Origin of the sequence: Micromonospora fiedleri (assembly GCF_016774385.1) — a bacterium.
Taxonomy (GTDB): Bacteria; Actinomycetota; Actinomycetes; order Mycobacteriales; family Micromonosporaceae; genus Micromonospora; species Micromonospora gifhornensis.
The window spans coordinates 23,034-37,811 of the sequence record NZ_JAETXL010000003.1; the positions used below are offsets into that span (position 1 = coordinate 23,034).

General features: G+C 66.9%; 14 protein-coding genes. 8 read left to right on the forward strand and 6 right to left on the reverse strand.

The genetic code is table 11. The features are described 5' to 3' along the window. The first annotated feature begins 37 nt into the window (after positions 1–37). From JMF97_RS07870 to JMF97_RS07880, 3 genes are read left to right on the forward strand one after another with little or no spacing between them, the layout of a single operon-like run. Positions 38–2,920: a DUF8741 domain-containing protein gene (locus tag JMF97_RS07870; RefSeq protein ID WP_307816817.1), complete on the forward strand. Its 2,883-nt coding sequence runs from the start codon at positions 38–40 to the stop codon at positions 2,918–2,920. After that, entirely contained in the window at positions 2,920–6,972 is a 4,053-nt protein-coding gene (locus JMF97_RS07875; protein WP_203220948.1) for an Eco57I restriction-modification methylase domain-containing protein, read from the forward strand. The genes JMF97_RS07870 and JMF97_RS07875 overlap by 1 nt, the downstream gene beginning before the upstream one ends. A gap of 42 nt (positions 6,973–7,014) precedes the next feature. Further along, positions 7,015–7,368 (forward strand): hypothetical protein, encoded by a 354-nt coding sequence (locus JMF97_RS07880; RefSeq protein WP_203220949.1) that lies wholly within the window; start codon positions 7,015–7,017, stop codon positions 7,366–7,368. 7 nt (positions 7,369–7,375) lie between these two features. Here the strand turns inward: JMF97_RS07880 and JMF97_RS07885 are convergent, their stop codons facing one another. Next, positions 7,376–8,200, reverse strand: coding sequence for a transposase family protein (locus JMF97_RS07885; protein ID WP_203220950.1), 825 nt, complete (start codon positions 8,198–8,200; stop codon positions 7,376–7,378). 56 nt (positions 8,201–8,256) lie between these two features. On the opposite strand from JMF97_RS07885, the gene JMF97_RS31950 reads away from it, so the two are divergent. After that, entirely contained in the window at positions 8,257–9,147 is an 891-nt protein-coding gene (locus JMF97_RS31950; protein ID WP_203220951.1) for a restriction system modified-DNA reader domain-containing protein, read from the forward strand. Next, a complete protein-coding gene (locus JMF97_RS07895) occupies positions 9,148–9,831 on the forward strand; it encodes a DUF6308 family protein (RefSeq protein ID WP_203220952.1) in 684 nt (227 codons plus the stop codon). 54 nt (positions 9,832–9,885) lie between these two features. Here the strand turns inward: JMF97_RS07895 and JMF97_RS07900 are convergent, their stop codons facing one another. The 4 genes from JMF97_RS07900 to JMF97_RS07915 form a co-directional block, all read right to left on the reverse strand. Continuing rightward, positions 9,886–10,080, reverse strand: coding sequence for a DUF397 domain-containing protein (locus JMF97_RS07900; RefSeq protein WP_203220953.1), 195 nt, complete (start codon positions 10,078–10,080; stop codon positions 9,886–9,888). Next, on the reverse strand, positions 10,073–10,963 hold the full coding sequence (locus JMF97_RS07905) for a helix-turn-helix domain-containing protein (RefSeq protein WP_203220954.1): 891 nt from the start codon (positions 10,961–10,963) through the stop codon (positions 10,073–10,075). Before JMF97_RS07905 ends, JMF97_RS07900 begins: the two co-directional genes overlap by 8 nt. 268 nt (positions 10,964–11,231) lie before the next feature. Continuing rightward, entirely contained in the window at positions 11,232–11,726 is a 495-nt protein-coding gene (locus JMF97_RS07910) for a hypothetical protein (RefSeq protein ID WP_203220955.1), read from the reverse strand. A gap of 6 nt (positions 11,727–11,732) precedes the next feature. Continuing rightward, complete coding sequence (locus tag JMF97_RS07915; RefSeq protein ID WP_203220956.1) at positions 11,733–11,969, reverse strand: GntR family transcriptional regulator; 237 nt, start codon at positions 11,967–11,969, stop codon at positions 11,733–11,735. 117 nt (positions 11,970–12,086) lie between these two features. Between JMF97_RS07915 and JMF97_RS07920 the strand changes: the two genes are divergently transcribed. Both JMF97_RS07920 and JMF97_RS07925 read left to right on the forward strand, forming a co-directional pair. Further along, a complete protein-coding gene (locus tag JMF97_RS07920) occupies positions 12,087–12,596 on the forward strand; it encodes a hypothetical protein (RefSeq protein ID WP_203220957.1) in 510 nt (169 codons plus the stop codon). Beyond that, positions 12,593–12,952 (forward strand): hypothetical protein, encoded by a 360-nt coding sequence (locus JMF97_RS07925; protein ID WP_203220958.1) that lies wholly within the window; start codon positions 12,593–12,595, stop codon positions 12,950–12,952. The genes JMF97_RS07920 and JMF97_RS07925 overlap by 4 nt, the downstream gene beginning before the upstream one ends. 10 nt (positions 12,953–12,962) lie before the next feature. Here JMF97_RS07925 and JMF97_RS07930 read toward each other — a convergent pair whose 3' ends face one another. Beyond that, positions 12,963–14,099, reverse strand: coding sequence for a serine hydrolase domain-containing protein (locus tag JMF97_RS07930; protein ID WP_203220959.1), 1,137 nt, complete (start codon positions 14,097–14,099; stop codon positions 12,963–12,965). A gap of 53 nt (positions 14,100–14,152) precedes the next feature. Here JMF97_RS07930 and JMF97_RS07935 point away from each other — a divergent pair, with 53 nt between their 5' ends. Then, positions 14,153–14,692, forward strand: a complete 540-nt coding sequence (locus tag JMF97_RS07935; RefSeq protein WP_203220960.1) for a PadR family transcriptional regulator — start codon at positions 14,153–14,155, stop codon at positions 14,690–14,692. Positions 14,693–14,778: the final 86 nt, after the last annotated feature.

Consider the following 14,778-nt stretch of genomic DNA (forward strand, 5'->3'; position numbering starts at 1 on the left):
CCCTGGTTCTCTGGTTTCCGCGCGCGGCCGTGAGTGGGTGGTGCTGCCCGAGAGCGCCCCCGACATGCTGGTCCTGCGTCCGCTCGGCGGGGCCGACGACGATGTCGCGGCCGTCTTTCCGGACATCGAGCCGGTCTCCCACGCCCAGTTCGCCGCACCCTCCCCGACCGACCTGGGGGATGCCCAGGCGGCGGGCCTGCTGCGGTCCGCGCTGCGGATCGGGTTCCGCTCCGGTGCCGGGCCGTTCCGGTCGTTGGCCGGCATCGCGGTCGAGCCCCGCGCCTACCAGCTGGTGCCGCTGCTGATGGCGTTGCGGCAGAAGACCGTCCGCATGTTGATCTCTGACGATGTGGGGATCGGGAAGACCGTCGAGGCGGGCCTGATCGCCACTGAGCTGCTGGCGCAGGGCAGCGCCACCCGGCTCGCGGTGCTCTGCTCACCGGCCCTGGCCGAGCAGTGGCAGGAGGAACTGCGCACCAAGTTCGGCCTGGACGCCGAGCTGGTGCTGGCCTCCACGGTGTCCCGGCTGGAACGCGGCCTGGACCTGGGGGAGTCGCTGTTCGACCGGCACCCGCATGTGATCGTCTCCACCGACTTCATCAAGTCCACCCGGCACCGGGACGACTTCGTCCGACACTGCCCGGACCTGGTCATCGTGGACGAGGCGCACACCTGTGTGGCCGCCGACGAGGCCAGCAACACCCAGAACCAGCTCCGCTACGAACTGCTGCACCGGGTCGCCGCCGACCCCGAGCGGCATCTGCTGCTGGTGACCGCGACCCCGCACAGCGGCAAGGAGAGCGCCTTCCGTAACCTGCTCGGCCTGGTCCGGCCCGAACTGGCCACGGTCGACCTGGGTTCGGAGGCGGGCCGCCGCCTGCTCGCCCAGCATTTCGTCCACCGCAAGCGCGCCGACGTGCGGCAGTACCTGACCCGCGGCGACGGCTTGGCCGACGACAGCCTGGCCGAGAAGACCAGCTTCCCCACCGACCGGGAGTTCAAGGACGAGACCTACCGGCTGTCGGCGGGCTACCGGGCGCTGCTGGACGACGCCATCGCGTACGCCAGTGAGCGAGTGACCGCCGCGGACAGCCGGGGCCGACGGGAGGCCCGGATCGCCTGGTGGTCGGCGATCGCCCTGCTGCGTTCCCTGGTCTCCTCACCCCGCGCCGCCGCGCAGACCCTGCGAACCCGTTCGGCGACCGCGACCGCCGACACCCCGGAGGAGGCCGACCGGCTCGGTGCCCCGCTGACCAGCGACTCGGTCGACGCGGACGCGCTGGAAGGGCTGGACGTGGCACCCGGCGCGGAGGCCGGCGCCGTGGAGGTCGACGCCGGTCGCCGCCTGGCCGAGTTGGCCGACCGGGCCGCCGAACTGGAGGGACCGGCCGGGGACACCAAACTCGCCGCCCTGACCAGACACCTCAAGGCCCTGCTCAAGGAGGGCTACCACCCGATCGTCTTCTGCCGCTACATCCCCACCGCCGAGTACGTCGCCGACCACCTGGCCGACGCCCTGGGCAAGAAGACCGTCGTACGAGCGGTCACCGGCACCCTGTCGCCGCAGCAGCGCATCGAACGCATCGAGGACCTGGCCCGGGAAGCCGGTGACGACCCGGCCGCCCGGCGGGTCCTGGTCGCCACGGACTGCCTCTCCGAGGGTGTGAACCTGCAACACCACTTCGACGCGGTCGTCCACTACGACCTGGCCTGGAACCCCACCCGGCACGACCAGCGAGAGGGCCGGGTCGACCGGTACGGCCAGCAACGCGACAAGGTTCGCGTGATCACCCTGTGGGGCAGCGACAACGGCATCGACGGCAAGGTCCTCGATGTGCTGATCCGCAAGCACCGGCAGATCCGTAAGGACCTCGGTATCTCCGTCTCCGTTCCGGACGCCGCCTCCCAGGGGGTCACCGACGCGATCGTGGAATGGCTGCTGCTGCGGGGCCGCGACGGCGAGCAGGGCAGCCTCTTCGACGCCGAGGAGTACCGCGCCATCGACAAGCGGGCCGCCGCCCTGGAAAGCGAATGGCAGTCCGCCGCCGAGAAGGAGAAGACGTCCCGGTCCCGCTTCGCCCAGCAGACCATCCGCCCCGACGAGGTGGCCCGCGAGGTCGCCGAGATCCGCGACACCCTGGGCCGGGCCGCCGAGATCCGCGACTTCGTACGCCTGTCGCTGCGGGCTCTCGACGGGGTGCTGCGGGACGCGCCGGACGGCTCCGGTGACTTCACCGCCGATGTCAGCGGCACCCCCGCCGGCCTACGCGACACCCTCGCCCCGGTGCTCGGCGGCGACGCCGTCGAGACGGGCAAACCGGTGCTGTTCCGTACGACCGCCGCCGTGGCACGCGGCCAGGCCGCCCTGGTCCGCACCGACCCGGCGGTGGTGGCCCTGGCCGGGTACGTGCTCAACGCCGCCCTCGACGACCAGACCACCGGCGCCCGCCCGGCCCGCCGCTGCGGGGTCATCCGCACTCGGGCGGTCACCGTACGCACCACCCTGCTGCTGGTCCGCTACCGCTTCCACCTGACCCTGCCCTCGCGGGCCGGCACCCGGCAGATCGTCGCCGAGGACGCCCGGCTGCTGGCCTTCTCCGGGGCACCCGCCAACGCCACCTGGCTGCCGGATGCCGAGGCCATGCGGCTGCTCGACGCAGGCGCCGACGAGAACACCGACCGGGACTTCGCCGAACGCACCATGGGCCGCATCCTCGACGGCCTGCCCGAGGTCACCGACCACCTGACCGCGTACGGCGAGGAGTTGGCCGCCAGACTGCTCGCCTCGCACCGCCGGGTGCGCAGCGTCGCCGGTGAGATCGTCCGCGGCCTCACCGTCACCGCGCAGGACCGCCCCGACGTCCTCGGCGCCTACGTCTACCTGCCCGCGTCCACCCCCGCCGCCGGAGGCAACGCCTGATGTCCGCCACCGCCCGCAACCAGGTCTTCTCCGCCGTCCACACCATCGGCGGGCTGATCCCCGCCGACATGCTGGTCCGCATCTCCGAGGGCCGCGACGTCAGCGGCGCCAAACCCGCCGACTACAAGGTGATCGGCTCCCGCTCCGTACGCGACGACGCCGAACGCCACTGGGACTACCTCAAGTCGGTGTGGAAGGAACTGCGTAACCGGCTGCCGGTCGCCCCGGCCGCCGAAACCCCGGCCGACCCGACCGGCCTGGCCGTCGCCGAGTGGCTGCTACCCCTCTTCGGCGAAGGACTCGGCTTCGGCCCGCTGACCGCGCTCGGCGACACCGGCATCAGCTCCGACGACGGCAACAAGACCTTCCCGATCAGCCACCGCTGGCAGCACGTCCCGATCCACCTGGTGCCCTGGAACGCCGCCCTAGACAAGCGTCCCGCCGGCAGCGGCGGGGTGCCGCCGCAGTCGCTGGTGCAGGAGCTGCTGAACCGCTCCGAGGCCCACCTGTGGGGGGTCCTCACCAACGGCCGACAGTTGCGCCTGCTGCGCGACTCCAGCGCCCTGGCCACCGCCGCCTACGTCGAATTCGACCTGGAAGCCATCTTCGACGGCGAACTGTTCAGCGAGTTCGTCCTGCTCTACCGCCTCCTGCACGTCTCCCGCTTCGAGACCGCCGCTGACGCCGCACCGTCGACCTGCTGGCTGGAGAAGTGGCGCACCGAGGCGATCGCCGCCGGCACCCGCGCCCTCGACCAACTCCGCAAGGGGGTGCAGGAGGCGATCACCGCCCTCGGCACCGGTTTCCTCCGCCACCCGGCCAACGCCACGCTGCGGGAGAACGTCGACCCGCAGGCCCTGCACAACGCGCTGCTGCGGCTGGTGTACCGGCTGTTGTTCCTCTTCGTCGCCGAGGACCGCGACGCCCTGCACCACCCCGACGCCGACGACCAGGCCCGCGAACGCTACGCGAAATACTTCTCGTCGGCCCGGCTGCGCGCCCAGGCCCGCCGTCGCCGAGGTACCACCCACAGTGACCTCTACCAAGCCCTACGCCTCGTCCTCGACGCGCTCGGCGACGAGAACGGCCGCCCCGAGCTGGGCCTGCCCGGCCTCGGTGGCCTCTTCGACCACGCCGACGCCGACGACCCGCTGCGCGACCTGTCGCTGTCGAACGACCACCTGCTGACCGCCGTTCGCCACCTGTCGTTGGTACGCGACACCAGCACCCGCCGCTGGCGTTCGGTCGACTACCGCAACCTGGACGCCGAAGAACTCGGCTCGATCTACGAATCCCTGCTGGAACTGGTGCCGAAACACAGCGCCGTCGACCGCACCTTCGAGCTGGTCGAACTGGCGGGCAACACCCGCAAAACCACCGGCTCCTACTACACCCCGTCCTCCCTGATCGACTGCCTGCTCGACTCGGCCCTCGACCCGGTCATCGACGACGCGGTGAAGCGCGCCGAGCAGGCCGCCACCGCCGCCGGACAACCCGACCCGAGCGACCACATCGTCGACGAACTGCTGTCGCTGACCGTCTGCGACCCGGCCTGCGGCTCCGGCCACTTCCTGGTCGCCGCCGCCCGTCGCATCGCCAAGCGGGTAGCCGCCGTCCGCGAACGCAACCCCGAACCCACCACCGACGCCGTACGCACCGCCCTGCACGAGGTCGTCGCCCGCTGCATCTACGGCGTGGACCTCAACCCGATGGCCGTCGAACTCGCCAAGGTCTCCCTCTGGATGGAAGCCCTGGAACCCGGCAAGCCACTCAGCTTCCTCGACGCCCACATCAAGTGCGGCAACGCCCTGATCGGCGCCACCCCCGCCCTGCTCAAGAAGGGCATCCCCGACGAGGCGTTCAAACCCATCGAGGGCGACGACAAGAAGCACGCCAAGTCCCTGGAAAAGCAGAACGCCAAGGAACGGGCCGGTCAGGGCACCCTCTTCGATGTGGACAGAGGCGCGAAGGTCGCCAACATCGTCTTCGCCCAGGATCTGCGTCGCATCATCACGGCACCTACCGACAACCTCGGCGACGTCCGCAGGCAGGCGTCCGCCTACCGGACCTGGAAGACCTCCGACGAGTACGCCCGAGCGCTACGTGCTGCCGATGCCTGGTGTGCCGCGTTCATGTGGCGGAAAACGGCGGACGCCCCGCCCGCCGTCACCCACAACGTCTTCCGCGCCCTGGAGGCCCCGGACGCCTCGGCGGCCCCACAGGCGACCCACGACGAGATCACCCGGCTGCGTGCGCAGTACCGCTTCTTCCACTGGCACCTGGAGTTTCCCGAGGTTTTCGAGGTACCGGAGCGCGACGTGGGCGTCGACCCGGCGACGGGCTGGGCCGGCGGTTTCGACGGCGTCCTGGGCAACCCGCCCTGGGAACGCATCAAACTCCAAGAGCAGGAGTTCTTCGCCCAGCGAGACGAGGCGATCGCCAAGGCAGTGAACGCTGCTGCTCGTAAAAGGCTGATCGCCGCACTCGTTACCAGCCGACCTGATCTTCATTTGGAATTCACCTCGGCGAAGCGACGCGCTGAGGGAGAGAGCCAGTTCCTACGCGCCTCGCAACGCTACCCGCTGACCGGCCGTGGCGACATCAACACCTTCGCGGTGTTTTCAGAAACAGGCCGCAATATCGTTTCCCCAAACGGTCGCAATGGATTCGTTTTGCCCACACAAATCGGGACGTCTGCAACAACAGCGATGTACTTCTCGGATGTTGTTAGCGCTGAGTCCCTCGTTTGTTTTTTGAACTTTGAGAACGAGGCTTACCTTCTGAGTAGAAAGGTGCATCACGATACCGATTTTAGCCTAATAACAATATTGGGGCGCGGTGCAAGGGTGCCTGAGGCAGACTTCTGCTTCTATGTCAGGCACATGGAAGACTTGGACGCGTCCAGGATTCGCCTCAGCGTAGCCGACCTGTTGAAAGTGAATCCGAACACTGGAACGTGCCCGCTATTTCGGTCCCGCCGAGACGCGGAGATCACCCTCGGGATCTATAGCCGGGTTCCAGTGCTCTTCAAGGAGGGCGATCCAAGGGGTAATCCGTGGGGGCTGTCGTTCATAACTATGTTTCATATGTCCAATAGTTCCAACCTTTTCTCGTCTCGGGAAGATTTAGAACGTGATGGCTGGACCATCCAAGGCAACACCTTCAAGCGCGGAGATGCCCGCATGTTGCCGTTGGTCGAGGCAAAGATGCTTCACTATTTCGACCACCGGCTGGGAACCTACGAAGGTCAGACGGAGGCCCAGGCCAACATGGGAAGCTTGCCGAGACTGGCCGCCGAGCAGCAAGACGACCCCAACTTTGTGACGATGCCTCGGTACTGGGTTTCTGAGCGCGAGGTGGACGAGAGGCTTGCTTCAAGGCAATGGAAGCGAGATTGGCTTCTCGGATGGCGGGAGATTACCAACTCCGCGAATGAGCGCACAGCCGTAGTCTCGATGTTTCCTCGTGTTGCTGTTGGCCATAAGTTCCCACTCATGTTTTCCTGCCTTCATGCCAAATTTTCTGCCTGCTTGTATGCATGCCAAAGTTCATTCGTGTTCGACTATGTGAGCCGCCAGAAGATCGGCGGCACTAGCATGAGCAGCTTCGTGTGGAAGCAACTTCCCGTTCCGCATCCCGATTCGCTCGCCTCGCACGCTCCGATGCTAATCCCTCGAACTGTAGAGCTGACCTACACCGCACACGACATGGCTTCCTTCGCCCGAGATCTCGGCGACATTGGCGCCCCATTTCGGTGGGACGAGGAACGCCGTGTAATAATTCGAGCCGAGATTGATGCTCTCTTCTTTCACCTCTACGGAGTCTCCCGTGATGACGTGGGCTATATCATGGAGACGTTCCCGATCGTCAAGCGCAAAGACGAGGCAAAGTATGGCACCTACCGGACCAAGGAGTTGATCCTCGACGAGTATGATCGGATGGCTGCTGGGGGTGTCAGCCCGACCAATCCGCTCGTTGAGGGAGAGAATTACACCTCCACTCTGACCCTGCCTCCCGGCCATGGTCCCCGTCATTCGGGCCGAGGAAACTAACCATTGGCCGGACGGCGCAGGCTAGCGTGAGGGGCAGTAGGTATGAATGAGTTGGACGGCGCGATTAAGCAGTGCGTCGAGCGGGTGGAGCGGTTCCGTCGGCAGCCGCAGCGGGTGATCGGCGAGATGGATACCAGAGTCGCTCTCATAGAGCCGATTATTGGTGCACTTGGCTGGGATCTTTACGACCTCGATCAGGTAAGGCGAGAGTATCGACGGCGGGGCGTGGACAACCCGGTGGACTACGCACTGCTGCTTCTGCGGACTCCGCGCTTGTTCATCGAGGCGAAGGGGCTTGGCGAGAACCTTGACGATCCGCGCTGGGCCAACCAGACCATTGGCTATGCAACGATGGCCGGTGTGGAATGGGTCGCCCTGACTGACGGCGCGGAGTGAGGTGATCTCAGCAAGATTCGGGTAGGTAGCGGTATTCGAAGTGAGTCAGGTGTAGCGCGGCGGCGACGATCTCGCCGATCCGGCGTGGGCTGGCGGTGGTGTGGCGGAGCGTTTTCCAGCGTCCGGTCAGGATGGCGAAGCCGCGTTCGCCTTGCCAGCGCAGGCCGCGTAGCAGCCGGTTGTAGGCGCGGTTGTCGGGTGCGAGTCGGCTGCCGTCGGCGGGCTGTTTGATCGGTGTCTTGATGCCGTGGCCTGCGCTTTCGTAGCCGGAGTCGGCCAGGGTGGGCAGGTCGAGTTCGGCGGCGGACCAGTTCAATGCGGCGGTGACACCGAGTTCGCGGGCGCAGCTGGTGTCGTGCAGATGCGCGGGCATAGCCTGCGAGGTCCAGATCGGCAGCCCGTCTGGGCGCATGATCGCTTGGATGTTCGCGCCGAAGTCGCGGTGCTTTCCGGAGTACCAGGCGTCGATGGTCTCGCCCTTGACCGACAGGGTGGTCTCGGTGAGGCGGTCGCAGTCGAACAGCTTGCCGTCGAGGATCACGTGCGACCAGCCGTCGTCGGCGGCACGGCGCAGCGCGGTGTGTAAGTCGCTTGCTTGCGCGGCGAGTACCGCGATGCCCTCGTCGCGGTAGCGGTACGCGGTCGCCCGGGAGATCCCGAACCCCGCGCCGAGCAGGGCCAGGTCCTCGCCCTTGCGGAACCAGATCAGCACCAACAACGCCTGGTAGAAGCAGGTCAACGCGCGAGTGCCGCGCCGGGTCCCCTTGGCTCGACGCTCGGCGGCAAGCAGCCGGCCGAGATGCTGCACGAGTTCCCTCGGGACGTCGACCATGGCACGATAGGCAATCACGTGGAGCCCTCTCGAAGACGTGTTTCTGTCGCAAGGACGTGTCTATCGATGGCTCCACGCCTGTTTCCATCACCGCCCGACTCGACACCTTCGCCCGTGTCGTACTAATCAACACTTTTGCGCTGCTGAGATCACCTCAGTGGCGGGTCTACAACGCCCATGCGCCGGTGCCGATCGAGCACAAGCTCTTCCGCGCGGTCCGGATCGAAGACGACGTTGACGCAGCCGTCGATCTGTTGAGCCTGCTCAGCAAGCAGAACATGGGTGACAACCGGATCGAGGAGTTGTGGAAGGGTCTCTTTGTCGACCGGCAGGTGCATACCGAACTAACGGACCTGTTCGCAGGGTCGGACCCTGCGTCGGAACTGGTCGACCTGCTCGACAGTCGAATGCCCAGGCTGACCCGCGAGGAGATCCGGCAGAGCCTCATCCGTGCCCGCGCTACCTTCGACTTCCCGATGTCAGCCGTGCCACCTCAGCGGCATGTGCCCCCGAAGCAGGCGTACAAGCCCTCGGTTGAGCACGCCGCCCCTTCGCATGCCCAAGCGGCTTCATCGATTCAGTTACCAGAGACGAAGCGCTTAAGACGGGCGTCCGGGCGCGTGTCGCCGGATGAGCGCAAGCTGAAGTTGGCTGACCTGATTGCCGCTGGCCGGCTGCGGCCGGGAACCACGCTCATCGCTCGCTACCTCGGACAGCAGCACACCGCTGAGCTGTTGGCGGATGGCCGAGTGCGCTACCAGGGGGAAAATTACGACTCACCCTCGGGGGCAGGGCGTGCAGTGAAGATCGCCCTTCACGGCCGGGACATCACCGAAGCTCGTATTGCGACCGATGGGCTCGACTTCTGGCAAGCACAGGATGCGGTGAAGGGCGATGTGGTCACGCTCAAGGAGATTCGCCGCCGAGTCGCGTTGGGGGAGGCGTGAATGTCTGACGACTGGCTGCCACTGCAAAAGATTGTGACTGTGCTCGATGACAAACAGTCGGTGGAGGACCTCAAACGCTATTTTGTGAATCACCCTAAGCCCTTCACGGGTAGTCAGTTCGAGGCGTTGGGCGGTGGACCGATTGCCCTGCACCGGGATGTTGTGACCGCCGAGGATCTGATCGCTGTCCAGTTGTTGGAGGTGCGGGTTCCGCCTGCGGTCGCCCTCAACCTCCTGCAAGGCGACCTAGGCCAGCGCATCAGCGACGAGCTACGTGAAATCCCGATCTCGGTTGACTTGGCCGATGAGGGAGCGCGGAAGTACATCCAGAATGGTGGTCCGGCGGATCGCGCCTGGCACCGGCTGACGGCTCAGCCGGGCGTGAGCAAGACGATCGCAGGCAAGGTGCTCGCCAGGAAGCGTCCGAGACTCATCCCGGTCTACGACAGCGTGTTGGCCTGCGCGTTGCATGGTCGCCATGGTTTCTGGCTCTGGCTGCACGAACAGCTTCGAGCCGACAACTGCCGCCTAGCCCGCAGGTTGCGCAACCTGCGGGTCAAGGCAAATGTGCCAGCCCACGTATCGGACATCCGAATTTTCGATGTCGTCTTCTGGATGCGTCACCAGGGCGAGCATCGTCGTCGGAACTGCCAAGGGCTGTCGATCAACGGATTTGAGGACTGATTCGGCCGGATCGGCTGAACGTGTGCGAAGCAGGGACGCTGGTGCTCGCCGTATTCAGTCGGCCGACCGGGCCATGGTGACGAAGGCAGCCCAGGCGGCGGGGGAGAAGGTCAGAGCAGGACCGGTCGGGTCTTTGGAGTCGCGTACGGCGACGAGGCCGGGGAGGTTGGCGGCGACCTCGATGCAGTCGCCGCCGTTGCCGCCGCTGCGGGTGCTCTTGCGCCAGATGGCGTCGGTTAGGTCAGTCATGACGCATCTCCCCGATGATCTGCTTGATTAGCTCGCCTGATTCTGCCTCATTGAGCGCTCGGGTATCCAAGCCCTTCCACACGGCCTCGTATGCCTGTAGCTCGTCCGGCTTGTCCAGGTAGAGCGCGCCGGTGAGGGACTCGCTGTAGACCACGGAGGGTTCGGGAGCGGCCCGGCCGCCTTTGGTAGGCGGGAAGTCGAGGATGACGAAGGAACCGGCGACTGCACCAGGATGAGGACCTGCTGCCAGCGGAAGCACCCGGAGGGAGACATTCGGCAGGTCTGACAGCCGGAGGAGGTGATCAAGTTGAGCGATCATGACTCGAAGGTCACCCACGGCGCGGCGGAGGACCGCTTCGGACAGTACTTGCGCCACCTTCGGTGCGGCCGGAAGGCGCCGGACCAGCAGGGATTGCCGTTGCAGCCGGACCTGAACTGCGCGCTCACGGTCCTCTTCGCTGGCCTGAGGACGGTCGAGGCGGTAGATCGCCTGTGCGTACTCACGAGTCTGGAACAAGCCGGGGATCACTGACTCGTCGTAGCGGCGCAGGTGGGCGGCGGCGGATTCTAGGCCGACGTACAGCTCGAACCAGCTTGGTACGGCGTCGCCGTAGGCGTGCCACCAGCCTTTCGACTTGGTTTCGACGGCCAGGCCGCGCATGGCCTCGGTCATCTCGGGCGACACCCCGTACAGCTCGCACATGGCCTTGACGTCGAGCACCCGGATGGAGCCCATGCCGCTTTCGATACGCCAGATCTTCTGTCGGCTGTATTCGAGGGCTTCGGCGGCGGCGTCGAGCGTCACCCCGGCCTCGTTGCGGAACTGGCGTAACAGTCGGCCGAGCTGGCGGCGCGGCACTGTCGATCCGATGTCCTCGGCCATTGGCACACTCCCTGGTTCCAACGCGCAACACTGCGTGACCTGTCATTGAAACACCTAACCGTTACAGGAAAGAAAGTCAATGCATACACGCGAAATTCGGCTTTAGAACGTTGCGTTTCCGCTGCGGAGGGTTCCAGGATGGTCACAGCGCGGCGGCCGGACCGATTCCCCCCGGACGGTCGCCGCGTTTCAATCTCATCCTTGCCGCCCAGCTTGGAAGGGCAGCGCTATGACGATCTGCCGCCCCGCTGCACACTCCGGTCTGCTGCTACGCAGCCGCCGGTCGGTGGTAGGTGCTCAGTGCTTCGGTCCTCGGCTTGGCTATCGGGGTCAGGAGCGTGTCGAGGAGTTGCGCGTCCTGAGTCGGCAGCGTCAGCAGCGCGCGGCGCAGGTAGATGCTCCACGTCTGCGGCTTGGGGAAGGCTGCCAACTGCGCCACCAGCGGCTGCAACTCCAGCCCACCCGGATACGGTGCCAGAGCCTCGATCCGCAGGTCACAACCGGAGACGAAGGTTCGGCCGGCGATCTCGACCGGGGTGTCCAGCTTCTGGACCGAGGTGCGGGCCACCGCCGTACCGATGATCCGGCCACGGTCGCGGGTGGGGTTACGCCAGGCACCCCGGGTGGCGTAGAGGAACAGCCGGTCGTCGGCGGCGAGGGCCGCGACCTCCGCGCGCGGTGTCGCCGGAAACGCCATCCGCTGCTCATGCAGTACCCACGAGATGGCGTCCCGGTCACCAAGGATCACCAGGTACGCATTCATCGGTGGTCAGGAATCCTGCTCGGAGGTTTCGGCGACGAAGACTCCGATGCCCATGCGGCCGACCAGTTCGCCAAGCTCGATCATGGAGTCCAACGCGCGCCGTACCGTCATGTGGCTGGTGTCGTACTCCTCGGCGAGCAGGCGGGTGGAGGGGAGCTTGCTGCCCGGCGGGTAGATGCCGACCCGGATCTTGGCGCGCAGGTCATCTCTGATCTGTCGCCAGAGCGGCTGGGCGTACGGCATGAGATCAGGGAAGCACTGACCTGAAGGATCATGTAAAGGATCCCCTTCCTATCTTTACAGGCTTTACAGGTGGACTAGACTTCGGATCGGCGTGGTGGAGACGGAGAGGGGCGGGACATGGGTCGGCGGTGGAAGTGGTTCTTGCGGGCGGGGCCGGTGGCGTTGGACCTGACCGGGCAGCCCGTACCGGACGGGGATGTGCCAGGGCGGTTTCGGCGGCTGCCGGTGGAGCAGCTCGTACCGGAGTTGCGGCTGACCTCGCGCTGCGACGGCGCGGAGGTCTACGAGCGACCCGAGGAACGCCCGGCGGGGTCGCGCAACCGGCGGGCGGGGCGCGACGACGAGGGTCGGGCCGGACGGCGGAACCGGGGGAGGTTCCCGACGCCGATCTGCCCGGGGCCGCCGGGCGTCGGGTCGGCCGAGCCTGATCGGGTGGAGTCGGGCGAGGACGAGTTCGCCTCGGGGCAGCTCGCGCAGGCCAACCGGCTGTTCAACCAGCATTGGCGGCGGCCCGGCGAAGATTGGCGTACCCGCAAATGCCCGGGCTGTCACCCGGACGGCTCCTGCCCCCGGGCGGCCTGGGCCGAGGCGACCATCGCTCGCATCCTGCGGCGGCGACTGCGGTGAACGTCTTCGACCTGTCGCCCGCGCAGATCCGTAACCGGCTGATCCTGCGCGCCCGGCAGGCAGCGCAGGCCGTCGCCGCACCGCCGCCGCCGTGGCCGCGCGGTCGCCTCAAGGGGACACCGACCCGGGTGCCGGTCGTGCCCCGCGTTCCGGTGGCGGCCGGGGACGTGGTCCAGCTAGCCGAAACCGACCATCGGTACGCCACCGGCGCGCTGCGGCTGCGGATCCTCCGGGTACGCCTCGATGTCAGTCAGTGGTACGACGGCGAGTGGGTGTGGCTGGAAGGTGTCGAGATCGGGCCGGACGACCAGCCCGGTGCCTTCCGGCCGGTCCTGGCCCGGGTCGCCGCACTGTGACCGGCCACGTTCAGTTGGCCCAGATTCGCAGGCAGGCGGCCATGATGCGGAATGGGAGGCTCTGGGCCTCGGTCTGGTCGACGGTGCCGGCCAGGTGCAGGTCGAGTTCCGGGCAGGTGAACAGCCAGGTGCCGGTCGACCCCGAGTGCCCGACCAGCGTCACCGGCTTGGGTAGTGGCGACATCAGCCGGTTGACGGTGAAGAACATGGTGCCCAGCCCGTAGCGCAGCACCGGGGCGTTGCTCAGCCGGTTGCGACGTTCGGTCAGCAGGTGCCGGGTGTTCGGGTCGGCGAAGGGCTCACCGGCCACGAGTGCCCGCTCGAAGGCGAGGAGATCCGTGGTGGTGCTGAACAGGTCGTCGGCCGAGGCGATGACCTTGGGAAGGTCCACACGTCGTCGCCCGATGTGCAGAGGCAGGGGTGCTGGGAGATCAGGGTCGGCGGGCGCGGCGGCGGGATGCCAGGTGCCGGTGAGGCCGAGCGGGCCGGTGATGCGGTCGGCGAGCAGGTCGGGGAAAGTGCGGCCGGTGACCGCCTCCAGGATCCGGAGCAGCAACTGGTAGCCCGTGTCGGAGTAGCGTGCCCGCTGCCTGGGGGCGTTGAGGTCCTGCGGGTCGAAGTGGGGGCGCTGCTGGTTGCGGGTGATGTCGAGGACGTCGTCGAAGGTCCAGGAGATGTCCTGTCCGGCGCGTAGCTGCCGGTAGAGGCTGGGCTCGCCGCGGCGTCGTTCGAGGAAGTCCGGCAGCCCGGAGGTGTGGGTGGCCAGGTGGCGTACGGTGGTCTGTGCCGTCCGGTCCACGCCGCGCCGCACGTGTAGTCCGGTGGTGACGGACGCGGGCAGGTAGGTGGAGATCGGGGCGTCCAGGTCGAGTTCGCCGCGCTCATGGGCCTGTAGGACGAGCGTGACGATGAACCGCTTGGTGATCGAGGCGATGAAGAACGGTGCCTCGGGGCGTACCTGCGGCTCGGTGGTGTCCGCCGGACCCGATGCGCCGGCCCAGTGGCGCTGCCCGTCGGCGCCGGACACGGCGAGGCTGACGTGGTGCAGGCCGCGCTTGGCGCTCAACTTCTGGACGAGCCGGGTCAGGCCGGCGTCGACCTCGCTGGTCACCCGATTGCCGGACTGCTGCTGGAGGCTGCTCAACATGACAACATGTCTACTAGACATGTCTAAGAGAGTCAACAGGGTAGGATCGCGATGTGGCACACGTGATCCTGGGCCTGCTGTTGCTCGCCCCGCAGAGCCTGTACGACCTGATCAAGAGCTTCGAAGCGGGCGTCGCGCTCTTCTACAGCGCCAGCTCGGGCAGCATCAAACGCGCCCTCGACGGGTTGCTCGGCAAAGGGCTGATCGAGGTCGCGAGCACCGAACCGGGCGGGCGCGGCAAGAAGGTCTACCGGGTGACCGAGGCGGGCCGGCAGGAGTTCCACCGATGGATGACGGGCGAACTCAGCGGGGCGGATCTGGAGACGGCGGCGCTGTCCCGGCTGTACTTCCTGGGCCTGCTCGACCCGGCGGATCGCGTACCGGTGCTGCGGCGCATCCAGGAGCGGGCCGCAGCTCACCTCGCCCAGCTCACCGCGCTCAAGAAGCGCATCGACACGATCGAGGTGCCGGCGGAGTTCCGCGATGTGGCGGTGTACCAGCGCGCAACCCTGGACTACGGGATCTCCTCCGGACAGCACGCCCTCACCTGGTTCGGCGAACTCGCCGATCGCGGCGAACCCCAGGCACGGTGAGCCCGCGCCGACCCGGCGAGGCGTCGAGTCGCCGTGTCGGGCATCCGACATGCCGCTCAGCCTGTAAGCGGGCTCCCGACCCCTTT